The following is a 26,450-nucleotide window of genomic DNA, read 5'->3' on the forward strand; positions in this document are numbered from 1 at the left end:
GTGTGCCCGGGCCGATCGTCGTCCGCGCTCAGTCGTCGATGGCACCACGCAGGCGAAGGGAGTTGAGCACCACGAGCACCGAGCTCAGGGCCATCGCGGCGCCGGCGATCATCGGGTTGAGCAGGCCGGCCATCGCGAGCGGGATGGCGGCGATGTTGTAGCCGAAGGCCCAACCCAGGTTTTGCTTGATGACCTTGAGCGTCTCGCGCGAGAGGGCGATGGCGCGCGGGACCGACTCGAGGTCGGCGTGCACGAGGACGATGTCGGCGGACTCCATGGCGACGTCGGTGCCGGTGCCCATCGCCATGCCGAGGTCGGCCTTGACGATGGCGGCCGCGTCGTTGACGCCGTCGCCGACCATGGCGACGACCCGGCCCTCCTGCTGGAGGCGCTCGATGACGTCGTGCTTGTCCTGCGGGCGGACGTCGGCGACCACGTGCTCCGGGTCGATGCCGACCTGGGCGGCGATCGTCGTCGCGTTGTGCTCGTTGTCGCCGCTCAGCAGCCAGACCTGCAGGCCCTCGGCGCGCAGCGCGCGGATGGCATCGCCGGAGGTCTCGCGCACCTCGTCGGCCACGGTGAGGGCGCCACGGGCGATGCCGTCCCACCCGACGAAGACCGTCGTGCCGGACCGCTCGAGGGTCGACAGCTCGGCCGGCACCTCGTCGAAGAGGTCCGCGCGGCCCACGGTGACGCGGGTGTCCTTGATCGTCGCGACGGCACCAGCGCCGGGAAGGTTGTCGAAGTCGCGGATCGCCGGGATCTTGATGCCCTTGTCCAGCGCGCGGCGCACGATGGCCCGGGCGATGGGGTGCTCGCTGCCGGACTCGACGGCCGCGGCGGCGGTGAGCACCGCGGCGGGGTGCAGCCCGGGCGAGGCGGCCAGGTCGGTGACCTGGGCGATACCGGTCGTGATCGTGCCGGTCTTGTCGAGGACGAGGGTGTCGATGCGGCGGGTGTCCTCGAGGACCTGCGGGCCCTTGATGAGCACGCCGCGCTGGGCGCCCCGGCTGGTGCCGACGAGCAGGGCCATCGGCGTGGCCAGGCCCAGCGCGCAGGGGCAGGCGATGATCAGGACGGTGACGGCGACACCGATCGCGGTCGTGGCCGAGCCGGACCCGATCCACCAGCCGATGAAGGTCAGCAGGGCCAGACCCAGGACCACGGGGACGAAGACCGCAGAGACCCGGTCGGCGAGTCGCTGCACGTCGGCCTTGCCGGTCTGGGCCTGCTCGACGAGCCGGACGATCTGCGAGTAGGTCGTGTCCGAGCCGACGGCGGTCGCCTCGACGATCAGGCGGCCGGAGGTGTTGACCGTGCCGGCGTCGACCGTGTCGCCGGAGCGCACGTCGACGGGGACCGACTCGCCCGTGACGAGCGAGGTGTCGATGGAGCTGGTGCCGTCGATGATGAGCCCGTCGGTGGCGACCTTCTCGCCCGGACGCACGATGAAGTGGTCACCGACCTGCAGCTCGTCCAGGGGCAGGAGGACCTCGGTCGTCGCCCGGGTGCGCGAGTCGATCCGCTGGACGGCCACTCCCTTCGACCCCACGTCCATGAGGTCGGTGAGGGCGGAGCGGCCCTCGTCCTTGCTGCGGGCCTCCAGCCAGCGGCCACCGAGGAGGAATGCGGTGATCACCGCGGCCGTCTCGAAGTAGTAGTGCCCGTCCTGGCCCCCACCGGTGACGAGCGTGACGAAGGACCACAGGTAGGCGGCGCTCACGCCGAGGCTGACGAGCGTGTCCATCGTCGAGGCCAGGTGGCGAGCGTTGAGGTACGCGGAGCGGTGGAAGGGCCAGGCGGCCCACGCGACGACCGGAGTCGTGAGCAGCCACTGCAGCCACGGGTTGGCGGCGAAGTCCCACGGGCCCATGGCCAGGACGACCACGACGAGGGCCAGCGCGCCCGCGACGATCGCACGGCGCTGCAGGTCGGCCCGCGCGATCGGCGTGTGCGTCGGGGGAGCGAGGCGCGACTCGGGCTCGATGACGGTGGCGCCGTAGCCGGAGGACTCGACGGTGGCGATGAGCTGGTCGACGTCGACGGAGTCGGGGTGGCGGACCGTCGCCTTCTCGGTCGCGAGGTTGACGCTGGCCTCGACCCCCTCGATCTTGCCGAGGTTGCGCTCGATCCGCGCGCTGCAGGAGGCGCAGGTCATGCCGGTGATCGCGAGGTCGACGCTGTGCACGTCGGCCGCGGTCTCGAGGAGTGGGTCGGTCGCGGTGCTCATGGGGCCATCATCTCGCGGAGTCGCAGGGGTCTGTGGAGGCGAAGGGGGCGCGTCGAGCCCCCCGGAGGGGGTCAGGATCGGACGAGCCGCGCGATGGCGGCGCTCGCCTCGGCGACCTTGGCCGAGGCGGCCTCGTCGGACTCGCGGGCGGCGTCGACGACGCAGTGCCCGACGTGGTCCTCGAGCAGGCCCAGGCTCACGGCCTGCAGGGCCTTGGTCGCCGCGGAGACCTGGGTGAGGATGTCGATGCAGTAGGTGTCCTCCTCGACCATCCGCGAGATGCCGCGGATCTGGCCCTCGACGCGCTTGAGGCGCTTGAGGTAGTCGTCCTTGCTGCCGCTGTAGCCGGCCATGGGTGCCTCCTGGTGGTGGTCGTCAGCAGGGTCAACACGATACCCCCCGGGGGGTATTTCCAAGCGCAGCAGATCAGGCGTGCGTGGCGACGACGATGCTGGCCGACAGGCGACCGCTGAAGGGCTCGGGGCCGAGCCTGTCCTCGAGGACTCGCGCCATCTCGGCCGTGGCGTGCGCCGGGTCCACCCCACGCTCGGCCAGGAGATTGGCGATGGGCGTCCCCTGGCAGTGCGCGACGGCGATGTCCTGGGCGGACGTCGGCCTGCTGCGATGCTCGACCCACCGGGCGTCGACCGAGGTGAAGCCCGCGCCCTCGAGCTCGACCCGGACGAGGTCCAGATCGGTGTACCCGAAGGGGGTCCGCCGCAGGAACCGGGGTGGGTCGTCGGGGAAGAGCGTGGCGAGGGCCTCCTCCACGGCCAGAGCCGCCTCGTTGTCCTCGATCCGTCCCCAGCTGGCGATGACGAATCGCCCGCCGGGGCGCAGGACGCGGTGCGCCTCGGCGTAGGCGCGCGGACGGTCGGGGAAGAACATGACGCCGAACTGGCACATGACCGCGTCGAATGTGCCGTCCTCGCAGGGGAGGTCCTGTGCGTCGGCGAGCAGCCATCGCACCCGGTCGGACGGCGGCAGCATCTCTGCGGCGCGATCCAGCATGGGCGGGTTGAGGTCGGTGGCGGTGATCTCGACCGTGGGCAGGAGCCGATGCAGGGCGCGGGTCACGGCTCCCGTCCCGGCAGCGATCTCGAGGACGTCGTGGGGCGTTCCCGCAGCGACGGCGGAGGCGACGTCATCGGCGTAGTCGAGGAACATCATCGGCACCAGGACGGTGTCGTACACCTGCGGTATCGAGCCCGCGAACCTGCTGTCGGAGGACATCCTCCGAGTATGTTCCTGCGGCGCTCGGGTGGGAAGGCCCGGCGGCGAGGGTCAGCCGATCAGACGGAAGAGCGGGCTGTCCGTCGGGATCCGCTCGATGCCCAGCGGCGAGGCGTCCATGCGCGCGAGGAGCGGGCGCAGCTCGTCGGGGTCGCCGAGCTCGAGGCCCACGATGGCGGTACCGGTGTCGCGGTTGTTGCGCTTGATGTAGTCGAAGAAGGTGATGTCGTCGTCCGGGCCGAGCACCTCGTCGAGGAACCGGCGCAGGGCGCCCGGCTCCTGGGGGAAGTCGACGGTGAAGTAGTGCTTGCGTCCCTCGTGGATCAGCGCCTTCTCGACGATCTCGGCGTAGCGGGAGACGTCGTTGTTGCCACCCGAGACGACCGCGACGACAGTGGACCCGGGCTCGATCCGCAGGTCGGCCAGGACCGTGGTCGCCAGGGCGCCCGCGGGCTCGGCGATGATCCCGTCGGTCTGGTACATCGCGAGCATCTCGACGCAGAGCGCGCCCTCGGACACGGACGTCAGGTGGGTGCCGGTGGCGGCGACCGCCGCGTGGGTGAGGGTGCCGACCCGCCGGACCGCGGCGCCGTCGACGAAGGGGGAGACCTCGTCCAGGTCCACGGGGGCCCCGGCAGCGAGGGCAGCAGCCATCGAGGCGGCACCCTCGGGCTCGACGCCGACGAGGCGGGTCGAGGCGGTGTGGGCCGCCATCCAGGTGGCCATCCCACCGAGGAGCCCGCCACCACCGACGGGGACGGTGACGAGGTCGGGGACCTTGCCGAGCTGCTGCACGATCTCGATGGCGACGGTGCCCTGCCCGGCCATGGTGTCGAGGGCGTCGAAGGCCGGGACGACCACCGCACCGGTGCGGGCCGCGTCCTCGGCCGCAGCCTTGGCCGCGTCGTCGTAGACCTCGCCGGTGACGATGACCTCGACCAGGTCGCCACCGAGGATGGCCACGCGGTCACGCTTCTGGCGAGGAGTGTTGCGCGGCAGGTAGATCCGTGACCGAACGCCGAGGCGCTGACCGGCGAAGGCGACTCCCTGCGCGTGGTTTCCGGCGGAGGCGGCGACGACTCCCTTCGCTCGCTCCTCGTCGCTCAGGTTGGAGATGAAGTTGAAGGCGCCGCGCAGCTTGTAGGAGCGCACCGGCTGCAGGTCCTCACGCTTGAGCCAGACGTCGGCGCCGGTCGCGGCGGACAGGCGCTCGCTGCGGTGCAGCGGCGTCGGGGGAAGGACGTCGGCGAGGACCTTGGCCGCGGCGTCGACGGAGGCTGCGGTGAGGTGCGGGATGGTCACCCACCAACCGTAGTCCGATGGGGAGGTGCGGGTCGGCCCCCTTCGCAGGTCGGACACACTGCGAAGGGGGCCGGGCTCAGAGGAGATCGAACTCCCGCAGCTCGTCCCCAGTCATGAGGCGCGAGCGGATGAGGAAGCGCACGCCCTCGGGCGCCTCGACCGAGAAGCCCGAGCCGCGTCCGGGGACGATGTCGACCGTGAGGTGGGTGTGCTTCCAGTACTCGTACTGGCTCAAGCTCATCCAGAACTCGATGGGGGTGAACTCACCCGTGAGCGTGCCGAGCTTGATGTCGGCCTCGCTCGTGATGAAGTCCCCCGACGGGTAACACATCGGCGATGACCCGTCGCAGCAGCCACCGCTCTGGTGGAACATCAGCGGACCGTGCTGCTGCTCCAGCTTCGCGAGCAGTGTTGCTGCCTCGTCGGTGAGGTCGACGCGTGCACCCATGGCGGGGTACTCCCTTCGCTCGGACGGATCAGAAGAAGCCGAGCTTGTTCTGGTCGTAGCTCACCAGCAGGTTCTTGGTCTGCTGGTAGTGATCGAGCATCATCTTGTGGTTCTCACGTCCGATGCCCGAAGCCTTGTAGCCACCGAAGGCAGCGCCCGCGGGGTACTGGTGGTAGCAGTTGGTCCAGACCCGGCCGGCCTGGATGCCCCGGCCCATGCGGTACGTGGTGTGGGCACTGCGCGACCAGACGCCCGCGCCGAGGCCGTAGAGCGAGTCGTTGGCGATCGACAGGGCTTCCTCCTCGTCCGTGAAGGAGGTCAGCGAGACGACCGGGCCGAAGATCTCCTCCTGGAAGATGCGCATCTTGTTGGTGCCTTCGAAGACCGTCGGCTGGATGTAGTAACCACCGGAGAGGTCACCGCCGAGGTCGACCACCTCACCGCCGGTGAGCACCTTGGCGCCCTCCTCGCGGCCGATGTCGAGGTAGCTCTTGATCTTCTCGAACTGGTCATTGCTCGCCTGGGCGCCCATCATCGTCTCGGTGTCGAGGGGGTTGCCCTGGACGATGGCCTCGACCCGCTTGATGGCGTCGGGGACGAACTTCGCGTACATACCCTTCTGGACGAGCGCTCGCGAGGGGCAGGTGCAGATCTCGCCCTGGTTGAGCGCAAACATCGAGAAGCCTTCGAGTGCCTTGTCGTAGAAGGCGTCGTCCTGGGCGGCCACGTCGTCGAAGAAGACATTCGGCGACTTACCACCGAGCTCGAGCGTGACGGGGATGATGTTCTGGCTGGCGTACTGCATGATCAGCCGGCCGGTCGTCGTCTCACCGGTGAAGGCGATCTTGGCGATGCGCGGGCTCGACGCGAGCGGCTTGCCGGCCTCGACGCCGAAGCCGTTGACGACATTGAGGACGCCGGCGGGCAGCAGGTGGCCGATGAGCTCCATGACCTTGAGGATCGACCACGGGGTCTGCTCGGCCGGCTTCAGGACGATGCAGTTGCCGGCGGCCAGAGCGGGCGCGAGCTTCCAGACGCCCATGAGGATCGGGAAGTTCCACGGGATGATTTGCCCGACGACGCCGAGCGGCTCGTGGAAGTGGTACGCGACGGTGTCGTTGTCGATCTCGGTGTTGCCGCTCTCCTGGGCGCGGATGGCCCCGGCGAAGTAGCGGAAGTGGTCAACTGCCAGCGGGATGTCCGCGGCCAGCGTCTCGCGCACGGCCTTGCCGTTGTCCCAGGTCTCGATGACCGCGATGTCTTCGAGATTGGCCTCGAGCGTGTCGGCGATCTTGAGCAGGATGTTGGACCGCTCGGTGATCGAGGTCTTGCCCCAGGCGTCCTTGGCGGCGTGCGCCGCGTCGAGCGCCTTGTCGATGTCCTCGGCGGTGCCGCGGGCGACACGGGTGAAGACCTGCCCGGTCACCGGCGTGATGTTGTCGAAGTACTCGCCCTTGACCGGTGGGACCCAGTCGCCACCGATGAAGTTTTCGTACTGGCCCTTGACCTCGATGGTCGAGTCGGCGCTGCCGGGTGGGGTGTAGACGGTCATGTCGGCCTCCTGCAAGTCATCCGACGGCGCACCGTTGCGTCGTCGTCCTGAGGCCGACGCTAGGACGAAGGGGGTTGGTCGAAGGTTGGTCGGGAGAGCCGGCGGTCCGCCTCACCCACCGAGAGCGGCGTCGACGACCCCCTTCGCGTCGGCCTGCACCTGTGCGAGGTGCTCGGGGCCGCGGAAGGACTCGGCATAGATCTTGTAGACGTCCTCGGTGCCGGAGGGGCGGGCGGCGAACCAGGCCGACTCGGTGACGACCTTGAGCCCGCCGATCGCGGCGCCGTTGCCTGGGGCCTCGGTCAGCGTGGCTGTGATCCGTTCTCCCGCAACCTCGTCCGCGGTGATGGCGTCGGGGGTGAGGGCCTTGAGGGCCGCCTTCTGCTCGCGGGTCGCGGGGGCGTCGACACGGGCGTAGGCCGGCTCACCGTGCCGAGCGACGAGGTCGGCATAGTGCTCGCTGGGGGAGCGGCCGGTGCTGGCCAGGATCTCGGAGGCGAGTAGCGCGAGGATGATCCCGTCCTTGTCGGTCGTCCACACCGAGCCGTCCTTCCGGAGGAAGGACGCGCCCGCGGACTCCTCGCCGCCGAATCCGACCGATCCGTCGAGCAGCCCGGGCACGAACCACTTGAACCCGACCGGCACCTCCCACAGCTCCTTCCCGAGGTCGGCGGCGACACGGTCGATCATCGAGCTCGACACGAGCGTCTTGCCGATCCGCTCGCTCGACCAGCCGGGCCGGGCACCCCCGTAGAGGTACTGCAGAGCGACCGCGAGGTAGTGGTTGGGGTTCATCAGTCCGCCATTAGGGGTGACGATCCCGTGGCGGTCGGAGTCGGCGTCGTTGCCCGTCGCGATGTCGTACCGGTCGCGCTGCTCGATGAGGCTCGCCATGGCTGCGGGGGAGCTGCAGTCCATCCGGATCTGGCCGTCCTTGTCGAGCGTCATGAAGCGCCACGTCGGGTCGACGAGCGGGTTGACGACGGTCAGGTCGAGGCCGTGACGTTCGCCGATCTCGCCCCAGTAGTGCACGGCCGCGCCGCCCATCGGGTCGGCGCCGATCCGCACGCCGGCGTCCTTGATCCGTTGCAGGTCAACGACATAGGGCAGATCGGTGACATAGGCAGCGAGGTAGTCGTGATCGGTGGCCGCGGCGCGGGCCCGGGCGAAGGGGGTCCGCCGCACCTGACGCAACCCGTCCCGCAGGTGAGCGTTCGCGGCGTCGGCGATCGCGGTGGTCGCGTCGGTGTCGGCTGGCCCACCGTGGGGCGGATTGTACTTGAAGCCGCCGTCGCTCGGCGGGTTGTGCGACGGGGTGACGACGATGCCGTCGGCCAGGACCACCCCCTTCGCGCTCAGGTCCTTGCCTCGGTTGGCGGCGAGGATCGCGTGCGAGATGGCGGGGGTCGGGGTGTAGCCGTCGCGGGAGTCGACGAGGACGGTCACGTCGTTGCCGACGAGCACCTCCAGCGCGCTCGTCCAGGCCGGCTCGGACAGGGCGTGGGTGTCGCGTCCGAGGAAGAGCGGTCCGTCGATGCCCGCAGCCCGCCGGACGTCGACGATCGCCTGGGTGGTGGCGAGGATATGCGCCTCGTTGAAGGAACCGTTCACCGACCGCCCGCGGTGCCCGCTCGTGCCGAAGGCGACCTGCTGGTCGACATCGTCCGGGTCGGGCTGGACCGCGTAGTAGGCGGTGACGACGTGACTGACGTCGATGAGGTCCTCGGGCAGCGCGGGTGTCCCGGCACGATCAGCGGCTGAGCTCATGCCTCGACGCTACCGCTCAGCGCGCGGCTGCCAGCCGGGCCATGAGCTGGGCGCGAGCGGGGTGCCGCTCGTCGTCGAGGGCCTCGAGGGCACGCTGGACGACCTCGGCGTCGGGGACGACCTCGCTGTAGGCGAGCACGGCGGAGGGGTCGGGGTTGCCGAGCAGGCACTCGCGCACGGCCACGGCGAGGTACTCGGCCAGCTCGGTGAGATGCGGTGAGCGGGTGCCGGGCACGAGGTCGCCGCCGTAGGCGTCGACGGCCGCGCGTGCATCGCCACGGCGCACCGCCGCGCGCACCGCCTCGACATCGCTCGTCACCGGCAGGTCGAGGCGGTAGGGACGCGAGGCAAGGCGTCCGCCGAGCGCGGAACGCAGGTGGCTGACCTCGGACTTCAGCGTGCTCGTGGAGACCCGCTCGTCGCCGTAGACGTGGGCGTGCAGCTCGCCGAGCGAGAGGCCACCGGAGTGCAGCGCGAGGAGCGCGAGGATCTCGCACTGGCGTCGGGTGAGCAGCAGCCGGGCCCCGTCGAGGTGGACCTCGACGGCACCGAGCAGCCGCAGGTGCAGTCCGGCAGAAAGTGCCCCATCGGCCGCGGGGCTGCCTGACGGCGGGATGGCCGTCTCGAGGAGCCGGGCGAGCGCCTGGGCGGTGGCCGCGCCGATGGGGTGGCCGCGGTCCCAGGTGGTCGACAGGTCCAGGACGCCGAGCTGCACTCCGGTCACCGGGTCATGGACGGGTGCCGCCCAGCAGACCCAGCTGTGGACGATCGGGGCGTAGTGCTCGGCGGCGAAGACGGTCGAGACGCGGTCGTTGCGCAGGGCGAGGTTGAGGGCGTTGGTGCCCACGCTCCCTTCGTCCCAGCGGCCGCCGGCGACGAAGTTGACCTCCTCGGCGGCATTGCGCATGACCCGGCCGCCGTAGGTCCACAGGATCCGCGTCTGCGGGTCGGTCACGGCGACGACGAGGTCGCCGTCCTCGGCGGCGGAGCGCAGCGCGCCCTCGAGCCGGTTGACCGCTGCCGACAGCGGTGAGTCCTCGAACCTGCTGCGCGTCTCGCCCTCGTCGGCCAGCGGTGCGGCGTCGACGGCGTCGATGACCTGCTCGGCGGAGCGCTGCCACGAGGAGAGGATCTCGGGGCGCACGTCGGTGTCGGGGGTGCTGCCCTGTCGCCAGCGCTCCCAGGCTCGCTCGAGCGTGCGTCGTCGCCCGGACTCCATCGCCGCCACCGGCCTCCTCCTCGTGGTCCCTGCCCAGCGTAGGTGGGCTGGGCCATATGGTCGAGGGATGAGCGCAGCAGCCGGCACCCTGACCTGGACCCCCGCGGCAGAGCGGCCCGATCTGCTCGCCGCGCCCGTGGCCGAGGCGATCGCCGCGTTGCCCTCCGCCCGCGTCGCCGAGATCGACCCGGACCTGGCGGACACCGCAGCCTTCTGCGAGGCCTACGGCTCGCCGATGGAGTTCTCCGCCAACTGCGTCGTCGTCGCCGGGCGAAGGGGAGGGGAGACCAAGCACGCTGCCGTCCTGGTCCTCGCGAGCGACCGGGCCGACATCAACGGCGTCGTGCGCCGTCACATCGACGCGCGCAAGATCTCCTTCGCGCCGATGGCCGAGGCCGTCGAGATCACCGGCATGGAGTACGGCGGTATCACCCCGGTCGGCCTGCCCGCGGACTGGCCGGTCCTCATCGACGACGCCGTCCTGGCGGCCGGTGAGGTCGTCATCGGCTCCGGGGTCCGCGGGTCCAAGCTGCTCGTGGACGCGACCGAGCTGGCCGCGCTGCCGAGCGCCGAGGTGCTGGCGCTCGCACAAGCCTGAGCTGCGCCTGCTGGGGCTGGCCCCAGCAGGCGCAGTCGATCACGCCTCGACGACCACCGGGATGACCAGCGGGTTGCGGCGGTGCTTGCGGCCGGCCCACTGGGTGACGGCACGCCCGATCCGCTTCTCGAGGTCGATCGGGTCGCCGACCCCGTCCGACGCAGCGGCGGCGAGGGCCTTCTCGATCGACGGGATCGCGTCGTCGAAGAGGGAGTCGTCGGCGCCCAGGCCGCGGGTGAGGAACTCCGGCGGCTCGACCAGCTTGCCCGTGTCGATGTCGATGAGCGCGAGCACCGTGACGATGCCCTCCTGGCTCAGGGTGACGCGGTCGCGCAGGCTCTCCTCGGTCACTCCGCCGACGTTGCCTGCGGAGACGTAGACGTAGCCGGCGCGGACCTTGCCGACGACGCGCACCTGGCCGTCCTGCAGGTCGACGACGACGCCGTCGTCGACGACCGGGACGTGCTCGGGGTCGAGGCCGGTGGCGATGGCCAGGTCGGCGTTGGCCTGCAGGTGACGCCACTCGCCGTGGACCGGCATGACATTGCGCGGCTTGACGAGGTTGTAGCAGTAGACGAGCTCGCCCGCGCTGGCGTGGCCGGAGACGTGCACCTTGGCGTTGCCCTTGTGGACGACGTCGGCGCCGCGCCGGGTCAGGCCGTTGATGACCCGCGAGATGGAGGTCTCGTTGCCGGGGATGAGCGAGGAGGCCATCAGCACGGTGTCGTTGTCGCCGATGCGGATCTGGTGGTCACCGCTGGCCATGCGGGACAGCGCGGCCATCGGCTCGCCCTGCGACCCGGTGCACACGAGGGTGACCTTGCGGTCGGGGAGCTTGGCGAGCTCCTTGACGTCGACGACGAGCCCGCGGGGGACGTCGAGGTAGCCGAGCTGGCGGGCGATGTCCATGTTGCGCACCATCGACCGGCCGACGAAGGCGACCTTGCGCTTGTTGCGGTGCGCCGAGTCCAGCACCTGCTGGATGCGGTGGACGTGGCTGGCGAAGCTGGAGACGATGACGCGCCCCGGGGCGGTGCGGAAGACGGTCTCGATGGCCGGCGCCAGGTCCTTCTCGGCGGTCGTGAAGCCGGGCACCTCCGCGTTGGTGGAGTCGGTGCAGAAGAGGTCGACGCCCTCGGCGCCCAGACGGGCGAAGGCGGGCAGGTCGGTCAGCCGCTTGTCGAGCGGGAACTGGTCCATCTTGAAGTCACCGGTGTGCAGCAGCAGGCCTGCTGTGGTGCGCACGGCGACGGCCAGCCCGTCGGGGATGGAGTGGTTGACCGCGATGAACTCGCAGCCGAAGGGACCCAGGTCCCGGTGGTCACCCTCGACGACCTCGATGGTCGTGGGCTTGATCCGGTGCTCCTTGAGCTTCGCGGTGATCATCGCCAGGGTGAGCCGCGACCCGATCAGGGGGATGTTGTTGCGCAGCTTGAGCAGGTAGGGCACGCCACCGATGTGGTCCTCGTGCCCGTGGGTCAGGACGACGCCGACGATGTCGTCGAGGCGGTCCTTGAGGTAGGTGAAGTCCGGCAGGATGACGTCGACGCCCGGCTGGTGCTCCTCGGGGAAGAGGACGCCGCAGTCGATCACCAGGATCTTGCCGCGGTGCTCCAGGACCATCATGTTGCGGCCCACCTCGCCGAGGCCACCCAGCGGGATGACTCGCAGGGCGTCCTTGGGCAGTGCGGGGGGTGCGCCCAGCTCGGGGTGCGGATGACTCATTGATCTCCTCGGTACAGGGGTGGATAGGTGGGGTGTTGACTGCTCATGACATTACTCTTACGCAACGGTAGGTTTGCGCCGCCCGTGGTGGCGCGCACCCGATGGGGCTGGCTAGTGGGCCTCCGGCGGTGCCGGCAGCGAGAGCTGCGCGAGCTGGTGGGTGAATGACTCGGCTCGTGCGGTGGCTTCCTTCAGCTCGGTCACCTTGGTGACCGCGTCGTCGCGGATCGCGTCGACCTGCGCCCGGGCGCAGGTGGCGTCGGCCGCGTCCGCCGTGGGGTCACCGAGGACGTCGAGGGCATCCACGAGCTGACGCATCTCCTCGATCGAGAAGCCGAGCGGCTTCATCGGGGTGATCAGCAGCAGGCGCTCGATGTCGGCCTCGCCGTAGAGGCGGAAGCCGCCGTCGGTCCGGGACGAAGGGGTGAGCAGGCCCATCTCCTCGTAGTACCGCAGGGTGCGGTGCGAGAGTCCGGTGCGGCTGACGACCTCACCGATCTGGACGTGGGGCTCGCTCTCGCTCACGCACCCACCTCGTCGTCGACGGCGAAGATGGGCGGGAGGCTGCCGCTGGGCAGTCGTCCGGCGATGGCGTGCATGCGCCAGGTGTCGGCGAAGAGCGCGACCACCACGCCGTCGGTCCGCTCGAGCACCTCCGCGCCGCGCTCGCGGTCGACGACGGGCGCTGCCTCGGGGGTGACGCGGCTCGCGACGCCGTAGGCGAGACGGTCCTGGCTGGCGGGCGCGCCGAACTCGTGCTCGAGCCGGTGGGCCGCGACCTCGAACTGCATCGGGCCTACTGCGGCCAGGACCGGCGCCTGGACCCCGCGACGGTCGGAGACGAGCACCTGGACGACGCCTTCCTGGTCGAGCAGCTCGATCCCGCGGCGGAACTGCTTGGCCCGCCCGGTGTCGCGGGGCCGGAAGACGGCGAAGTGCTCGGGGGCGAAGCGGGGCAGCCCGGGGAAGGTGACCGCACGGGAGTCGTAGAGGGTGTCGCCGACCTGGAGCGCCTGCGCGTTGGTCAGGCCGACGACGTCGCCGGGGTAGGCCTCGTCGATCGTCTCGCGCTCCCTGCCGAAGACGGACTGCGCGTACTTGGTCTGGAAGGGCCGGCCGGTGCGGGCCTGGGTGAGGACAGCGCCCCGCTCGAAGCGGCCGGAGCAGACGCGCATGAAGGCCATCCGGTCGCGGTGGGCCGGGTCCATCCCGGTCTGCACCTTGAAGATGAACCCGGAGAAGGGAGCCTCGACCGGCCGTGGCTGCTGCTTGGTGTCGGTCCACGCGCTCGGTGGTGGGGCGAGCTCGATCACGGCCTCGAGCAGCTCGGCGACCCCGAAGTTCTGCACTGCGGCGGCGAAGAGGACGGGTGTGGTCCGCGCGGCGAGGAACTCGGCCTGGTCGTGGGTCTGGCCGGACGCGGCGAGCAGCTCGAACTCCTCGGTGGCCCGCTCCCAGTCCACGCCGTGGCGCTCGGCTGCCTCGGCTGCGGTGAGCGACTCCCGCGCCGCGATCGTCGCTCCGCCGGGCGTGCGGGTGAACTCCGTCATCCCGCCCGTCTCCACGTCGGTCACCCCGCGGAAGTCCCCGGCGATCCCCACGGGCCAGTTCAGCGGCGTGGGCTGGATGCCGAGACGGTCACTGATCTCGTCCAGGAGCGCCAGCGGCTCCTGGCCGGGCCGGTCCCACTTGTTGATCACCGTGATCACCGGGGTGGCCCGTGCCCGGCACGCCTCGAAGAGCTTGAGGGTCTGCGGCTCCAGCCCCTTGGCCGCGTCGAGGAGCATGACGGCGCAGTCGACGGCCGACAGGACGCGGTAGGTGTCCTCGGAGAAGTCGGCGTGCCCGGGGGTGTCGAGCAGGTTGATCACGACGTCCTGGACGCGGAACTGCAGCGCGGCGGACGTGATCGAGATGCCGCGCGCCTGCTCCATCTCGTTCCAGTCGGAGACCACGCCGCGCCGGGATCCCTTGCCGTGGACGGCACCGGCCTGGGCGATGGCGTGCGCGTGGAGAGCGAGTGCCTCCGTGAGGGTGGACTTGCCGGCATCGGGGTGAGAGATCACCGCAAATGTCCGTCGCCGGGTGGCCTCCCTGGTCACGTCGTCACTCAATGCATCCTCCTGTGGCCGGCCAGCGTCGTGATGGCGTGGGGAACCGGCGCCAGCCACTCTAACGTTGCGGCAGAGTTGTCTCCGCATCGCCGGATCGGAGGAGGGCGTCAGCGCGGCCCGTCCTGGACGGGCACGTCGAGCGAGGCGAGCAGCTCGCCGACACGTCGCTTGATGTCGTCGCGGATCGGCCGCACGGACTCGACCCCTTGGTCGGCGGGGTCCTCGAGCTGCCAGTCCTCGTACCTCTTGCCGGGGAAGATCGGGCAGGCATCGCCGCACCCCATCGTGATGACGACCTCGCTGGCCTGCACGGCCTCGGTCGTCAGCACCTTGGGCGACTCGGCGGACAGATCGATCCCGTCCTCGAGCATCGCCGCGTGGACCGCCGGGTTGATCGAGTCGGCGGGCGCGGAGCCGGCCGAGCGCACCTCGACGGCACCGCCGGACAGCACGCGCGTGTAGGCGGCGGCCATCTGGGAGCGGCCGGCGTTGTGGACGCAGACATAGAGGACGGAAGGGCGATAGGTCATGAGTGTCTCCGGGTCTCTGTGGTGTTCAGGGGAGGACATCGCGCAGGAGTGTGGTCACGCGTGCCTGGATGTCGTCACGGATGTCGCGCACGACGTCGAGCGGCTGGCCATCGGGGTCGGCAACGTCCCAGTCCTCATAGCGCTTGCCGGGGAACACCGGGCAGGCGTCCCCGCAACCCATCGTCACGATGACGTCGGCGGCCTGGACGACGCTGTGGGTGAGCGGCTTGGGATAGGGCGCGCCCAGCTCGATGCCGCGCTCGGCGAGGGCCTCGCGGACGACAGGGCTGATCTCGTCGACGGGCTGTGATCCGGCCGAGCGCACGTGGACCTTGCGCGCGGACAGGTGCTCCGTGAGCGCGGCGGCGAGCTGGGAGCGGCCAGCGTTGTGCACGCAGACGAAGAGGACCTCGGGGACCTGCTTGGCGACTCTCCCTTCGGCCTGGGCCACGGCCATGAGCTGCTCGCGGGCCTGCTTGGCGACGAAGATCGGCAGGTATTGCGTGATCGTCGCACGAGGCTCGAGGAGGGCGCGGGCCTCGTGCACGACGGTGGCCACGGTCTCCGGGGAGAAGACCCCGTCGTAGGCGTAGCTGAGGTCGTCGACCAGTCGGTCGTACGTGTCGGGCTGGTGGGGTGCGGTGCTCACGATCGATCCTCCACGGGGGTGCGGGACGGGACCACTGCTGGCGAAGGGTGGGGGAAGCGTCGACGCAGCGCGAGGCTGACGTAGACCAGGCCGACGAGGACGGGGACCTCGATGAGCGGTCCGACGACTCCCGCGAGGGCCTGACCGCTCGTGGCGCCGAAGGTCGCGATCGCCACGGCGATGGCCAGCTCGAAGTTGTTGCCCGAGGCGGTGAACGCGAGGGTCGTCGTGCGCTCGTAGGACATGCCGAGCAGGCGACCGGTGAGGTAGCCGATGCCCCACATGATGGCGAAGTAGGCCAGCAGCGGCAGCGCGATCCGGGCGACATCGCCGGGCTTGGAGGTGATCTGCTCACCCTGCAGAGCGAAGAGCAGCACGATGGTGAAGAGCAGCCCGTAGAGGGCCCACGGCCCGATCTTGGGCAGGAAGGACTCTTCGTACCGTTTACGGCCCCAACGGCGCTCGCCGCCCCGGCGGGTGAGGTAGCCGGCGAGCAGCGGGATGCCGAGGAAGATCAGCACGGACTTGGCGATCTGCCACGGCGAGACGTCGAATCCGGTCTGGTCCAGGCCGAGCCAGCCCGGCAGCACGGTGAGGTAGAACCAGCCGAGAGCGGCGAAGGCGACGACCTGGAAGAGGCTGTTGATCGCCACGAGCACGGCCGCGGCGTCGCGGTCGCCGCACGCCAGGTCGTTCCAGATGATGACCATCGCGATGCAGCGGGCGAGTCCGACGATGATCAGGCCGGTGCGGTACTCCGGCAGGTCGGGCAGGAAGATCCAGGCCAGGGCAAACATCAGCGCCGGGCCGATGATCCAGTTCAGGACGAGCGAGGAGCCGAGCAGTCGCCGGTCGCTGGTGACGGTGTCGAGGCGGTCATAGCGGACCTTGGCGAGCACCGGGTACATCATGACGAGCAGACCGATGGCGATCGGCAGGGAGATGCCGTCGATCTCGATCGCGCTCAACGCCTCGCCGAGCCCCGGGACGAGGCGGCCGAGCAGCAGGCCGGCGACCATGGCCAGCCCGATCCAGACGGCCAGGTAGCGGTCGAGCGTCGACAGGCGCGGTGGGGTCATCGTGTCGGTGGTCATCAGGCGTCACCCTTGCGGGCGCGGATGAAGGCGCTGGCGAAGGCGCCTTGGAGGGAGTCCATGACGTCCTCGAGCGACCATCCCTCGGGGAGCTGGCCGTCGACCATGTCGGACATGAGCTCCAGCTCTGCCCGGTCGAAGGTGCGGGTCACCTTGACCGACGCGTCGGCGAACCCAGCCTCCGTCAGCGTGGCGATGTAGTCGGTGTCGAGCAGAGCGCCCGAGACGCAACCGGTCCACAGGCCGACGATCCCGCGCAGCGCGTCGGGGATCTCGCGCAGCAGGACGATGTCGGACACGGCGAAGCGACCGCCCGTGCGTAGCACGCGGTGGCACTCGCGGGCCACGGACGCCTTGTCAGGCGAGAGGTTGATGACGCAGTTGGAGATGACGACGTCGACGGACGCGTCGTCAAGGGGGATCTCCTCGATGGTCCCGCGGACGAAGCGAGCGTTGGTGACGCCTGCCTCTGCCTGGTTGCGCCGGGCGAGCTCGAGCATCTCGTCGGTCATGTCGAGGCCGGTGGCGGTGCCGATGGGGCCGACCCGTCGCGCGGAGAGCAGGACGTCGAGGCCGCCGCCGGACCCGAGGTCGAGCACGTCCTCGCCGGGGGAGAGGTCGGCCAGGGCGGTCGGGTTGCCGCAGCCGAGCGAGGCGGCGAGCGCGGTGTCCGAAGGGGAGTCCGTCCCCTCGTAGAGCCCCACGGTGATCGGGTCGGTGGCGGTGGGGCCGCAGCAGGAGCCGCCGGTTTCCAGCTGGTCGCGGGCGGCGGCGGCGTAGCGCTCGCGCACGGCCTCGTGGGTGTCTCTTGCGGTGTTCACGGTGCTCCTGCTTCGATGGATGTCGAATCAACTGCCAAGCGAAGCATGTCCTTCTACTTTGGCATGTGTCAAGATAGGGTGATGAGCATCCTCGAGTCCGTGCCGCGGGAGCAGGCCGTCACCTGCTGCGGACTGGCGACCTCACCGGTCACGCCGGAGGACGCGGCCCTCCTGGCGCCGGTCTTCAAGGCGCTCGGTGACCCGGTCCGGCTGCGGATGGTGTCGATGATCGCGGCCCAGCCCGAGCTGTGTGTCTGCGAGATCACCCCTGCCTTCGACCTGTCGTCGGGGACGATCTCCCACCACCTGAAGCTGCTGCGCGAGGCCGGCCTTGTCGACTGTGAGCGGCGCGGGACCTTTGTCTACTACTGGGTCAACCCCGAGGCTCTCGGGGCGCTCTCCACGCTCCTCGCAGTCACCGAGCCGGCCTGATCGCGGGGGTACCCCCCTTCGCTTTGACGGGGTGGCCTCCGCCGCGGTCCCATGGGGACATGACCGACCTCGCGATCGTTGACGCTGCATCCACCCCGCTCCAGGCCCGGGTGGGGACCAAGTTCGCCTATGGCACGCAGGGTGTCCGTGAGGCGCTGCTGTCCTTCGCCGTGTCCAATGCGCACGACATCCTCGAGGAGGAGATCCTCATCCACGCGGGCGGCAAGCAGATCGAGGCCCGTGAGCTCGCCGGCAACCACGGCACCCGGCTGCACCTCGTCGAGGGCGTCGGCGACGGCTGGCTCGAGGTCACCTACTCCGCGCTCGTCGACATCACCCGCCCCACGGGCGAGCAGGTCGGCCCCGAGGTCGACTTCGACCGGTGGGTCTTCACCCGCCCGAGCCGTTACGCGGAGTCCGACCGGCTGGCACCGATGGCGGCCCGGCTCTTCCCCGACCAGACCGGCTTCGAGCGGGTCAAGGCCGTCGCGCTCTGGGTCAACACCCACATGTCGTACATCTCCGGCGCAAGCCGCGGGACCGATGGCGCCGTGGACTCGATCCTCCAGGCGTCGGGCGTCTGCCGCGACTTCGCCCACGTCGTCGTCGCACTCCTGCGCGCCCTCGGCACGCCGGCGCGGCTCGTGTCGGTCTATGCGCCGGGCCTGCAGCCGATGGACTTCCACGCAGTGGCCGAGGTCTGGGTCGAGGGGGCATGGCACATCGTCGACGCGACGAGCATGGCGCCGCGCGAGGCGATGGTCCGCATCGCGACAGGCCGTGACGCCGCGGACACCGCCTTCCTCACCACCCGGGGTGGCCGGATGACCTTCAACCGGCAAGAGGTCACAGCGGTCCTCACCGAGGGTCAGCTGCCCCGCGAGGACTCCACCGCTCTGGTGCGCTTGGCCTGACCCTCGTCAGAGTGCCCGCAGCACGGCGGGGACGACGATCGCGCCGACGGCACCGATGATCATCGGTGGCCCGTAGGCGAACTCGTCGCGAGCTCCCTTGCGCCGCAACACCAGCAGGGCCGCAGCGATGACTCCCCCGATGATGCCGCGCTCCTGAGGGTCGCTCGCGGCGGCGACGGGCCGATGTCACGCGAGTTTGCCCGGGTGCTCTCCGAGATCCAGCTTGGCAAGTCCCGATCGCCATGGTGCTGCGTGAGCAGACCTCGGCGATGCGCGTGACCCGGCGTCAGAAGGGTGAGGAAAAGGCGCAGAAGGTCACGGTCAAGATCCTCTTCCCGCTGCTCTTCTGCATCTTCCCCGCGCTCTTCGTCGTCATCATCGGGCCCGGCATTATCCGGATGATGAGCAGCCTCTGCGGCAGCGGAGGCCTCGGCGGCTGAGCGGGCGTGACGTGCCCGACGGGACGTGACCCTCGACCAGCTACTGATCAGTAGGTTACTGTTCGGTAATTGGTCGGTCATCGGCGATCGACCTCGCCCGGGAGGTCCTCATGCGCCGTCGTCGCGCCCTGTCCATCGTCACCACACTCGCCGCCGTCGCGGCCGGTGTCGGGCTCGGCGCCCCAGGGGCGTCCGCGGCCTCGGCCGCTGCCCCGAAGCCTCACTACGTGCAGCTCGGTGACTCCTACTCCGCGGGCAACGGCGCCGGCAGCTACACCGAGAAGTCGTGCTGGCGCTCGCCCAACAACTACGGCCAGCGCGTCGCGACGCGGCAGGGCGCCACCTACACCAACGCGGCGTGCAGCGGTGGCGTCCTCGACGACATCCTCCAGCCCCGCACGCTGGGCTCGTCGTCGCTGCGCACCAGGACCTACAGGGTGCCTGTGGGGGCTGTCGATGCTCGAGCCCAGTGGCTCAAGCAGGCCAAGGCCGACAAGCTGTGCGGTACGCCCACGCAGCGCGACTTCTCCTACACCTACTCGATCCGCTCGAGCGCTTCGGCCGGCAGGCTCTTCACGGCGACGGTGCGCTGCCAGCTCACGGCCCGGCCGCAGATCAACTCGGTGACGACGTCCACGGACGCCGTCTTCGTCACCATCGGCGGCAACGATCTCGCCTTCACGACCATCGTCACCCAGTGCCTGGCGCTGCGCTCGGCCAGTGGCTGCAAAAAGGCCATCGACTCGGCAAACTCCAAGCTCGCCGACATGAAGAAGCGGACCAAGGCCACGCTCAAGGCCGTGCATGACCGCTCCGGCGGGCGCGCGGACATCTACCTGCTCGGGTACCCGCACCTGATCAACACCACGTCCCACAAGCTCAGCTCCACCTACGACTTCGGCAAGGAGCTCGACCTGCTCCAGCGTCGCGGCGACAACGCCCAGCGGGCCGCGATGGTCGAGCTCGACCGCACCACCCCCGGCAAGGGCGGCTTCGTCTTCGTCGACGTCAAGAAGGACTGGGGCGGCCTCACCCACGGGATCGACCCGACGCCCCTCGGTGCGGACAACAGCAACTCCTGGCTCGTGCCCGTGCTGGGTGTGGGCCGCGAGTACAGCGAATGGGTCCACCCCAACGCGGCCGGCTGGGGCGCAAATGCCCTCGCTCTGTACGCCGCCATGTGAGGTCGACGACTGTACAACCTTCGTATAAGGTTTGCGCATGGTCTCCAGAGCGCTGTCACGCCCCCGGATGCGGGTCCTCGCCGGCATCGTCGTCCTCCTGTGGTTCGCCCTCGCCGGGATCGGCGGCCCGCTCGTCGGTCAGCTCTCGAGCGTGCAGAACAACGACCAGGCGTCCTTCCTCCCGCAGTCGGCGGAGTCGACGCGGGTCGCTGAGCAGCTCCCGGGCTTCGACGCCGACGCGACGCTGCCGCTGATCCTCACGGTGGAGGGCGAAGGGGGGTTGTCACCGGCAGCGCTCGGCGAGCTGCAGTCGTGGGCGAAGGAGCTGCCCCAGCAGTCTGCCGAAGGCGTCCCCGGGACGGTGGCTGACTACCTGACCGCGCCGAAGGTCCCGGTCATCCCCTCCGAGGACGGTGAGGCCGCGATCGCCGTGGTCAGCCTCGACGCACAGGCCGTGGAGGAGACCGTCGACGAGACGAGCATCTCCAACCTGCTCGTCGATGACCTGCGAGCCGATCTCGGTCCGGAGGTCGACGGGGCCACGGTCGCGGTGACCGGCCCGGCCGGGTTTGCCGCGGACCTCGGTGAGGCCTTCGCCGGCATCGACGGGCTGCTGCTGCTCGTGACGCTGGTCGTCGTCCTGGTCATCCTGCTCGTCGTCTACCGCAGCCCGGTGCTCCCCTTCGTCGTGCTGCTCACGAGCATCTTCGGCCTGTCGCTGGCGGCCCTGCTCATCTACCCGATGGCCGATGCCCAGTGGATCCAGCTGTCGGGTCAGAGCCAGGGGATCCTCTTCATCCTCGTCGTCGGGGCAGCGACCGACTACTCGCTGCTCCTCGTCGCCCGATATCGCGAGGAGCTGCACTCGCGTGACCCGCTGCCGGCGCTCGCGGTCGCGTGGCGGCAGACGCTCGGACCGGTCGCGGCCAGTGGTGGCACGGTCATCGCCGGGTTGCTCTGCCTCCTGCTGTCCGACCTCGGCAACATCTCCGGGCTCGGCCCGGTGGGGGCGCTGGGCATCCTCGGCGCGATGGTCGCTGCGCTGACGCTGCTCCCGGCGGCGCTGGCGCTCCTCGGCCGGGCCGCCTTCTGGCCGTCGGTGCCCAAGCGGGGGACCGAGCCCAAGCACCGCTTCTGGGCCTCCGTGGCCCGGCGTGTCACGAGCCGCCCGCGGTTGACCTGGGTCGTCACCACGGCGCTCCTGCTCGTGGCCGCCGCCGCAGCGCTGACCTTCCCCACCTCGGGGATCACCCAGGCGCAGTTCTTCACCACGCAGGTCGAGTCGGTCGACGGGCAGGAGGTCCTCGACCGGCACTTCGACGGTGGGGACCAGCAGCCGGTGCAGGTCGTCGTGCCCAATGCCGCCGTGCAGGAGGCACAGGGTGTGCTCACCGACCACGCCGATGTCGCCGAGCGAGTCGAGGCCAAGGAGTCGACGACCGGGTCGGGGACGACGTTGCTCTCGGCGACGCTGACCGTGGGCTCGGAGTCCGAGGAAGCCCGAGATGTCGTGCGGGACCTGCGCACCCAGCTGCACGAGGTCGACGCGGGGATCCTCGTCGGAGGATCCACCGCCACGACCGTCGACACCGATGATGCGAGCACCCGGGACTACCGCGTCGTCGTCCCGGCCATCCTGGTCGTCGTCACCCTGATCCTCATGGCGCTGCTGCAATCCGTCACCGCCGCAATGCTGCTCGTCGCGGTCAACGTGCTGACCTTCGCCGCGACCCTCGGGATCTCGGCGGTGCTCTTCACCCAGGTCCTGGGCCAGCCGGGAGCCGACCCGTCGACGCCGGTCCTCGGCTTCGTCTTCCTCGTCGCGCTCGCCGTCGACTACTCGATCTTCCTCATGACGAGGGCGCGCGAGGAGTCCCTGCAGGTCGGGACGCGGCGCGGCATCCGTCGCGCGGTGGCCGTCACTGGCGGCGTCATCACGAGCGCGGGCGTCGTGCTGGCCGCGACCTTCTCGGCGTTGTGGGTGATCCCGCTGCTCTTCCTCGCGCAGATCGCCTTCATCGTCGCCTTCGGCGTGCTGCTCGACACGATCGTCACCCGCTCGATCCTCGTGCCGGCGATCGCCGCCGACCTGGGCAACCGCATCTGGTGGCCGTGGGCCGGGCAGATGGCTCCTGACGACGAGGTGGCCGATGACGCGGTGACGGGGCGCGAGGACTGAGGGTACCCCTTCGCCCCGCCCCCGCCCCCGCCCCCGCCCGCCGGCTGAGTGGAGGTAAACACGCGGGTAAATCGCCCGCGTGTCCGAGTCCACCCGGCGATCACCTCCACCGGCGGTGACGATCCGGCCAGGATCGGGGGGAACGAGGGCCGAGGTGTGTGCTCCCTCCGTCCGTGACTCACGGGATGAATCTGATTCACCGCATGAGTCACGGACGGAGCGAGCAGACAGACCCTCCGTAGTGCCCAGCACGTTGCCGCACAACGCCTCGGGTGGATGCCAACTCGCCGATGAATCGTCCGCGCGCATACCTCCACCCGGGCGCGGGGTGCGTGGCCCCGGCTCAGTCCAGCAGGTCGACCAGCTGAGGCGCGACGCCGATGTAGGTGGCGGGGGTCATCGCGGCGACGCGCTCCTCGACATCTGTGGGCAGGCCGAGGCCCTTGACGAACTCGACGAGCTCGGGCTGACCGATGCGACGGCCGCGGGTGAGCTCCTTGAGCCGCTCGTAGGGCTCGTCCATGCCCTCGACACCGCGGGCACCGAGCGCGCGCATGACCGACTGGATCGGCTCGCCGAGCACCTCCCAGTTGCCGTCGAGGTCGGCAGCCATCGCCGCGGGGACCGCGTCGAGACCGGCGAGCCCACGACCCGCGTTGTCGATCGCGAGCAGCGAGTGACCCAGGGCGGTGCCGATGTTGCGCTGCATCGAGCTGTCCGTGAGGTCGCGCTGCAGGCGTGAGGTGACGAGCGTCGAGGCGAGGACGTCGAGGAGGGCATTGCTGACCTCGAGGTTGGCCTCCGCGTTTTCAAACCGGATCGGGTTGACCTTGTGCGGCATGGTGCTTGACCCGACGGTGCCCTGACCGCGGACCTGGGCGAAGTAGCCCATTGAGATGTACGACCACAGGTCGGTGCACAGGTTGTGCAGTACGCGGTTGTAGCGCGCGATGTCGGCGTAGATCTCCGCCTGCCAGTCGTGCGACTCGATCTGCGTGGTGAGCGGGTTCCACGTGAGGCCCAGGCCTTCGACAAAGGTGCGCGAGACCTCGACCCAGTCGGCCTCGGGGACGGCCGCGAGGTGTGCACCAAAGGTGCCGGTCGCGCCGTTGAGCTTGCCGAGGTACTCGTCGTTCTGGATGCGACGCAGCTGGCGCATGAGGCGGTGGGCGAGGACCGCGAGCTCCTTGCCCATGGTCGTCGGCGTCGCCGGCTGACCGTGGGTGTGGGCGAGCAGCGGCACCTCGCGCAGCTCGTCGGCCATCGTCGCGACGGCCTCGGCGAGCGCGTCGGCGCGGGGGAGCCAGACATCCTCGACGGCCCCCTGGACCATGAGGGCGTAGGCGAGGTTGTTGATGTCCTCGCTGGTGCAGCAGAAGTGGATCAGCTCGGACAGGCCCGCGTCCTCGGGTGCCGGCGCGATCTTGCGCAGCCGCTCCTTGAGGTAGTACTCGACGGCCTTGACGTCGTGCTGCGTGACCTTTTCCGTGGCCCCCAGCTCCGCGATGTCCTCGGGGCCGAAGTCCTGGACGACCTGGCGCAGCTCGGCCTGCTCGGTCTCGGTGAGCTGCCGCACGCCCGGCACGACCTGCTGGGTCGTCAGGTGGATCAGCCACTCGACCTCGACGTGCACCCGCATGCGGTTGAGCGCAGGCTCACTCAGGTGGTCGATGAGCGGTGAGACGGCGGGACGGTAGCGACCGTCGAGCGCGCCGAGGGCGATCTGGGGCGTGGCGTCAGCGAGGCTCTGCATGGGCACATCCTCCCATCACGCGAAGGGAGGTCCCTCCCGTGTCCGGGGTGGCCCACGCCCCCTTCGCCCTGGCCGGGCGCAGACGCCGTGGCCTACTCCACCAGGTGGCGTCGGACGTGCTCCACGATGCCGTCGGCGGCCGCGATGATCTCGGCATAGGTCTGGTCGAAGGACGAGTCGTCGCCGTACCAGGGGTCGTCGATCGCGAGGGCATCGCCCTTGAGCCCGGCCGGGTCGAAGGAGCGGATCATCCGCACGAGGTCCTTGGCCTCGTCGGTGCCAGCGAGCCGACGCAGCACCGTGTGGTGCCCGTGGTCGGCGGCCAGGACGAGGTCGCGGTCGTCGAACCACCGCTTGTCGAAGACTCGCGCCTGGTGACCCGAGTAGTCGCCGATGTGCCCGTGGCGCTGCATCGCGGCGATCGTCCGGTCGTCGGCCGGGTTGCCTTCCTCCCACGCGGTGGTGCCGGCGGAGTCGATGACCACCCGGTCACCGAGGCCCGCCGCGTCGAACCGCTCGCGCAGCACCCACTCGGCCATGGGGGAGCGGCAGATGTTGCCGGTGCACACCACCGTGATCCGATATGTCATTGCGCCATCGTCTCCCACGTGTCCGAGGAGAAGCCGAGAGCAGCCTGTGACTCCAGTGACGACGGGTCGTCGCTCGCGAGGTCGGCGGGCAGCACGGCGAGCAGCGGCGCGCCCGCGGCAGCGGTCAGCCCGGCCCGGCTCGTCGCCTCGCCGACCGCCTGCGCAGCGCGGATGACGACGACTCCGATGACGGGCAGCTCGCGTCGGGCCAGGGCCTCGGCGTTGAGCGCCAGCGCATTGGGTGCCGCACGCCCGCCCGTCGTGACGAGGACCTCCCCGGTGGAGACCCCCTTGTAGCGAAGGGCGGTGCCCACGTCCGCGAGCGTCCCACCTCGCTCGTCGAGCGGGTCGAGCAACCCGCAGGCGGCGTCGATCACGAGCACGTCATGGTCGCCCGCGACGGCGGTCACGGCTTGGCGCACGGCAGGTCCGTCGCCGGCGGCGAGCCGCAGCGAACCGACCGCGGTGCCGGTGGCGGCGAGCACCGAGGTCAGCGCTGTCGCAGCGAGGCGGGCATCGGCCCCGTCAGCGTCGACGACGAGCACGACGCGGGGGAGCGAGAGCTCCTCGAGGGTGCTCACAGGCCCACCGCCCGCCGCAGCTGGGCGCCGCTCCAGCGCTGCCGGTCGGCTCCCGCCGCCTCGGCCTCGCGCACGAGCTCGACGATCCGCGCACAGACGGGTGCCGGGACACCGTGGTCCCCGGCGAAGTGGACGACCGCACCCTGCAGCTCGTCGATCTCGGTCGTCCTCCCGGCGTCGAGGTCGTCGGCCATCGAGGAGCGGGCGGTCGGCGAGACCTTGAGCGCGGAGCGGGAGAGGTTGGCGAAGACCGGGGTGGGCGAGCGCAGCAGGGTGGGCATCGCGGCCGCGGGTAGCGGCGTGAGCCGGGCGGGAGTGATCGAGAGTCGTCGCGCCAGGGCGAGCGCCTCCTCCTGGCAGGCTGCCAGGACCACCCGGCAGTCCCGGTCGCGCAGCTCGACCGCCAGCGGCAGGCCGGTCAGGGCGTTGATCGCGTTGTTGAGGTTGAGCAGCAGCTTGCCGAAGAGGACCGCCCGCATGTCCGGCTCGACGTCGAGCTGCAGGCCGCCGCCCTGGGCGGCGCGGACCAGCGGGTCGACCCGCGGGTGGTCCTTGACCTTCAGTCGCCCGCTCGTGGTCTGGGTCCAGTGGGTCTCGCCAGAGCGCACGACGTTGAAGGGCACCATCCCGGACAGCACGAGCGGCCGCGAGGCCCGGCTGGGGAAGGCGGACGCGAGCGCCTCGTCGATCTGCGAGGCGTTGCGCAGGCCGTTCTGGAAGGAGACGACGACGGAGTCGTGCCGCAGGAAGGGCGAGATCTGGCGCACGGCCGTCGCCGTGCCGAGCGTCTTGGTCGTCAGCAGCACGTAGTCGGCGCCCTCCACCGCGCTGGCCTCGGTCGCCAGGGTCAGTCCCTCGGGGGGCACGGTGCGGGTGTGGCCGCGCAGGTCGGTGACGGTGAGCCCCTCACGCTGCACGGCGTCGACCAGCGATGGCCGGCCGACGAGGGTGACGTCAGCGGCGGCAGCCAACCAGCCGCCGAGGTGGCAGCCGACGCTGCCCGCACCCATGATGGCCACCCTCGTGCGATCCACTCTCGTCACCCCTCGTGCCCGTTGGTCCGGACCGGTTGCGGTCAGGTGGCGCCAGCCTATG

25 protein-coding genes are annotated in these 26,450 nt (G+C 70.3%); 6 read left to right on the forward strand and 19 right to left on the reverse strand.

The window, feature by feature from the left end:
• Window positions 1-28 precede the first annotated feature (28 nt).
• The 8 genes from EXU32_RS00545 to EXU32_RS00580 all read right to left on the reverse strand — a co-directional run bounded on the left by EXU32_RS00545 (window position 29) and on the right by EXU32_RS00580 (window position 9,751).
• On the reverse strand, window positions 29-2,230 hold the full coding sequence (locus tag EXU32_RS00545; RefSeq protein WP_130628147.1) for a heavy metal translocating P-type ATPase: 2,202 nt from the start codon (window positions 2,228-2,230) through the stop codon (window positions 29-31).
• 71 nt (window positions 2,231-2,301) lie between these two features.
• Window positions 2,302-2,583 (reverse strand): metal-sensitive transcriptional regulator, encoded by a 282-nt coding sequence (locus tag EXU32_RS00550; RefSeq protein WP_055990820.1) that lies wholly within the window; start codon window positions 2,581-2,583, stop codon window positions 2,302-2,304.
• 73 nt (window positions 2,584-2,656) lie between these two features.
• Window positions 2,657-3,463: a class I SAM-dependent methyltransferase gene (locus EXU32_RS00555; RefSeq protein WP_130628148.1), complete on the reverse strand. Its 807-nt coding sequence runs from the start codon at window positions 3,461-3,463 to the stop codon at window positions 2,657-2,659.
• 51 nt (window positions 3,464-3,514) lie between these two features.
• The gene (ilvA, locus tag EXU32_RS00560; RefSeq protein ID WP_130628149.1) at window positions 3,515-4,765 is read right to left on the reverse strand and encodes a threonine ammonia-lyase IlvA; all 1,251 of its coding nucleotides are present in this window, start codon (window positions 4,763-4,765) and stop codon (window positions 3,515-3,517) included.
• 76 nt (window positions 4,766-4,841) lie between these two features.
• Window positions 4,842-5,213: a DUF779 domain-containing protein gene (locus EXU32_RS00565; RefSeq protein WP_130628150.1), complete on the reverse strand. Its 372-nt coding sequence runs from the start codon at window positions 5,211-5,213 to the stop codon at window positions 4,842-4,844.
• A gap of 28 nt (window positions 5,214-5,241) precedes the next feature.
• Window positions 5,242-6,765: an acetaldehyde dehydrogenase ExaC gene (gene exaC, locus EXU32_RS00570; protein WP_130628151.1), complete on the reverse strand. Its 1,524-nt coding sequence runs from the start codon at window positions 6,763-6,765 to the stop codon at window positions 5,242-5,244.
• Window positions 6,766-6,876: 111 nt separating this feature from the next.
• Window positions 6,877-8,532 (reverse strand): phosphoglucomutase (alpha-D-glucose-1,6-bisphosphate-dependent), encoded by a 1,656-nt coding sequence (pgm, locus tag EXU32_RS00575; RefSeq protein ID WP_130628152.1) that lies wholly within the window; start codon window positions 8,530-8,532, stop codon window positions 6,877-6,879.
• A gap of 16 nt (window positions 8,533-8,548) precedes the next feature.
• On the reverse strand, window positions 8,549-9,751 hold the full coding sequence (locus EXU32_RS00580) for a transcriptional regulator (RefSeq protein WP_130630982.1): 1,203 nt from the start codon (window positions 9,749-9,751) through the stop codon (window positions 8,549-8,551).
• Between the two features lie 67 nt (window positions 9,752-9,818).
• Here EXU32_RS00580 and EXU32_RS00585 point away from each other — a divergent pair, with 67 nt between their 5' ends.
• Window positions 9,819-10,349, forward strand: coding sequence for a YbaK/EbsC family protein (locus tag EXU32_RS00585; protein ID WP_130628153.1), 531 nt, complete (start codon window positions 9,819-9,821; stop codon window positions 10,347-10,349).
• Between the two features lie 39 nt (window positions 10,350-10,388).
• Here the strand turns inward: EXU32_RS00585 and EXU32_RS00590 are convergent, their stop codons facing one another.
• The 7 genes from EXU32_RS00590 to arsM form a co-directional block, all read right to left on the reverse strand.
• Window positions 10,389-12,074, reverse strand: coding sequence for a ribonuclease J (locus tag EXU32_RS00590; RefSeq protein WP_130628154.1), 1,686 nt, complete (start codon window positions 12,072-12,074; stop codon window positions 10,389-10,391).
• A gap of 111 nt (window positions 12,075-12,185) precedes the next feature.
• Window positions 12,186-12,599 carry a MerR family transcriptional regulator gene (locus tag EXU32_RS00595; RefSeq protein WP_130628155.1) on the reverse strand — a complete coding sequence of 138 codons (414 nt, stop codon included), beginning with the start codon at window positions 12,597-12,599 and terminating at the stop codon, window positions 12,186-12,188.
• Window positions 12,596-14,140, reverse strand: a complete 1,545-nt coding sequence (locus EXU32_RS00600; protein ID WP_347400284.1) for a peptide chain release factor 3 — start codon at window positions 14,138-14,140, stop codon at window positions 12,596-12,598. The genes EXU32_RS00595 and EXU32_RS00600 overlap by 4 nt, the downstream gene beginning before the upstream one ends.
• A 155-nt stretch (window positions 14,141-14,295) precedes the next feature.
• Window positions 14,296-14,718 (reverse strand): arsenate reductase ArsC, encoded by a 423-nt coding sequence (locus EXU32_RS00605; RefSeq protein ID WP_130628157.1) that lies wholly within the window; start codon window positions 14,716-14,718, stop codon window positions 14,296-14,298.
• A gap of 25 nt (window positions 14,719-14,743) precedes the next feature.
• Window positions 14,744-15,367: a low molecular weight phosphatase family protein gene (locus EXU32_RS00610; protein ID WP_130628158.1), complete on the reverse strand. Its 624-nt coding sequence runs from the start codon at window positions 15,365-15,367 to the stop codon at window positions 14,744-14,746.
• Window positions 15,364-16,461 carry an ACR3 family arsenite efflux transporter gene (arsB, locus tag EXU32_RS00615; RefSeq protein WP_130628159.1) on the reverse strand — a complete coding sequence of 366 codons (1,098 nt, stop codon included), beginning with the start codon at window positions 16,459-16,461 and terminating at the stop codon, window positions 15,364-15,366. The genes EXU32_RS00610 and arsB overlap by 4 nt, the downstream gene beginning before the upstream one ends.
• The gene (arsM, locus tag EXU32_RS00620) at window positions 16,461-17,282 is read right to left on the reverse strand and encodes an arsenite methyltransferase (protein ID WP_130628160.1); all 822 of its coding nucleotides are present in this window, start codon (window positions 17,280-17,282) and stop codon (window positions 16,461-16,463) included. Before arsM ends, arsB begins: the two co-directional genes overlap by 1 nt.
• Before the next feature lie 81 nt (window positions 17,283-17,363).
• Between arsM and EXU32_RS00625 the strand changes: the two genes are divergently transcribed.
• From EXU32_RS00625 to EXU32_RS00645, 5 genes are all read left to right on the forward strand, one after another.
• Window positions 17,364-17,714, forward strand: coding sequence for an ArsR/SmtB family transcription factor (locus EXU32_RS00625; RefSeq protein ID WP_130628161.1), 351 nt, complete (start codon window positions 17,364-17,366; stop codon window positions 17,712-17,714).
• Between the two features lie 59 nt (window positions 17,715-17,773).
• Window positions 17,774-18,628 carry a transglutaminase-like domain-containing protein gene (locus EXU32_RS00630; protein ID WP_130628162.1) on the forward strand — a complete coding sequence of 285 codons (855 nt, stop codon included), beginning with the start codon at window positions 17,774-17,776 and terminating at the stop codon, window positions 18,626-18,628.
• Between the two features lie 242 nt (window positions 18,629-18,870).
• Window positions 18,871-19,068: a hypothetical protein gene (locus tag EXU32_RS00635; RefSeq protein ID WP_242612842.1), complete on the forward strand. Its 198-nt coding sequence runs from the start codon at window positions 18,871-18,873 to the stop codon at window positions 19,066-19,068.
• 110 nt (window positions 19,069-19,178) lie between these two features.
• Window positions 19,179-20,252 (forward strand): GDSL-type esterase/lipase family protein, encoded by a 1,074-nt coding sequence (locus tag EXU32_RS00640; RefSeq protein WP_242612843.1) that lies wholly within the window; start codon window positions 19,179-19,181, stop codon window positions 20,250-20,252.
• 37 nt (window positions 20,253-20,289) lie between these two features.
• Window positions 20,290-22,431 carry an MMPL family transporter gene (locus EXU32_RS00645; protein WP_207233851.1) on the forward strand — a complete coding sequence of 714 codons (2,142 nt, stop codon included), beginning with the start codon at window positions 20,290-20,292 and terminating at the stop codon, window positions 22,429-22,431.
• Between the two features lie 343 nt (window positions 22,432-22,774).
• Here EXU32_RS00645 and purB read toward each other — a convergent pair whose 3' ends face one another.
• The 4 genes from purB to EXU32_RS00665 form a co-directional block, all read right to left on the reverse strand.
• Window positions 22,775-24,184 carry an adenylosuccinate lyase gene (gene purB / locus EXU32_RS00650; protein WP_130628163.1) on the reverse strand — a complete coding sequence of 470 codons (1,410 nt, stop codon included), beginning with the start codon at window positions 24,182-24,184 and terminating at the stop codon, window positions 22,775-22,777.
• A 92-nt stretch (window positions 24,185-24,276) separates the two neighbouring features.
• Window positions 24,277-24,774 carry a low molecular weight protein-tyrosine-phosphatase gene (locus EXU32_RS00655; RefSeq protein ID WP_130628164.1) on the reverse strand — a complete coding sequence of 166 codons (498 nt, stop codon included), beginning with the start codon at window positions 24,772-24,774 and terminating at the stop codon, window positions 24,277-24,279.
• Window positions 24,771-25,355, reverse strand: coding sequence for an AAA family ATPase (locus EXU32_RS00660; RefSeq protein WP_165399525.1), 585 nt, complete (start codon window positions 25,353-25,355; stop codon window positions 24,771-24,773). Before EXU32_RS00660 ends, EXU32_RS00655 begins: the two co-directional genes overlap by 4 nt.
• Entirely contained in the window at window positions 25,352-26,365 is a 1,014-nt protein-coding gene (locus EXU32_RS00665; protein WP_130628166.1) for a 2-dehydropantoate 2-reductase, read from the reverse strand. The genes EXU32_RS00660 and EXU32_RS00665 overlap by 4 nt, the downstream gene beginning before the upstream one ends.
• Window positions 26,366-26,450: the final 85 nt, after the last annotated feature.

Source organism: Janibacter limosus (assembly GCF_004295485.1).
Lineage (GTDB): Bacteria > Actinomycetota > Actinomycetes > Actinomycetales > Dermatophilaceae > Janibacter > Janibacter limosus_A.

Bases quoted from the DNA above. Each gene is read 5' to 3' on its own strand.
- EXU32_RS00545 (WP_130628147.1), bottom strand. From the start codon at position 2,230: ATGAGCACCGCGACCGACCCACTCCTCGAGACCGCGGCCGACGTGCAC.
- EXU32_RS00550 (WP_055990820.1), bottom strand. From the start codon at position 2,583: ATGGCCGGCTACAGCGGCAGCAAGGACGACTACCTCAAGCGCCTCAAG.
- EXU32_RS00555 (WP_130628148.1), bottom strand. From the start codon at position 3,463: ATGTCCTCCGACAGCAGGTTCGCGGGCTCGATACCGCAGGTGTACGAC.
- EXU32_RS00565 (WP_130628150.1), bottom strand. From the start codon at position 5,213: ATGGGTGCACGCGTCGACCTCACCGACGAGGCAGCAACACTGCTCGCG.
- exaC (WP_130628151.1), bottom strand. From the start codon at position 6,765: ATGACCGTCTACACCCCACCCGGCAGCGCCGACTCGACCATCGAGGTC.
- pgm (WP_130628152.1), bottom strand. From the start codon at position 8,532: ATGAGCTCAGCCGCTGATCGTGCCGGGACACCCGCGCTGCCCGAGGAC.
- EXU32_RS00580 (WP_130630982.1), bottom strand. From the start codon at position 9,751: ATGGAGTCCGGGCGACGACGCACGCTCGAGCGAGCCTGGGAGCGCTGG.
- EXU32_RS00585 (WP_130628153.1), top strand. From the start codon at position 9,819: ATGAGCGCAGCAGCCGGCACCCTGACCTGGACCCCCGCGGCAGAGCGG.
- EXU32_RS00590 (WP_130628154.1), bottom strand. From the start codon at position 12,074: ATGAGTCATCCGCACCCCGAGCTGGGCGCACCCCCCGCACTGCCCAAG.
- EXU32_RS00605 (WP_130628157.1), bottom strand. From the start codon at position 14,718: ATGACCTATCGCCCTTCCGTCCTCTATGTCTGCGTCCACAACGCCGGC.
- arsB (WP_130628159.1), bottom strand. From the start codon at position 16,461: ATGACCACCGACACGATGACCCCACCGCGCCTGTCGACGCTCGACCGC.
- EXU32_RS00625 (WP_130628161.1), top strand. From the start codon at position 17,364: ATGAGCATCCTCGAGTCCGTGCCGCGGGAGCAGGCCGTCACCTGCTGC.
- EXU32_RS00630 (WP_130628162.1), top strand. From the start codon at position 17,774: ATGACCGACCTCGCGATCGTTGACGCTGCATCCACCCCGCTCCAGGCC.
- EXU32_RS00635 (WP_242612842.1), top strand. From the start codon at position 18,871: ATGGTGCTGCGTGAGCAGACCTCGGCGATGCGCGTGACCCGGCGTCAG.
- EXU32_RS00640 (WP_242612843.1), top strand. From the start codon at position 19,179: ATGCGCCGTCGTCGCGCCCTGTCCATCGTCACCACACTCGCCGCCGTC.
- EXU32_RS00645 (WP_207233851.1), top strand. From the start codon at position 20,290: ATGGTCTCCAGAGCGCTGTCACGCCCCCGGATGCGGGTCCTCGCCGGC.
- purB (WP_130628163.1), bottom strand. From the start codon at position 24,184: ATGCAGAGCCTCGCTGACGCCACGCCCCAGATCGCCCTCGGCGCGCTC.
- EXU32_RS00655 (WP_130628164.1), bottom strand. From the start codon at position 24,774: ATGACATATCGGATCACGGTGGTGTGCACCGGCAACATCTGCCGCTCC.
- EXU32_RS00665 (WP_130628166.1), bottom strand. From the start codon at position 26,365: ATGGGTGCGGGCAGCGTCGGCTGCCACCTCGGCGGCTGGTTGGCTGCC.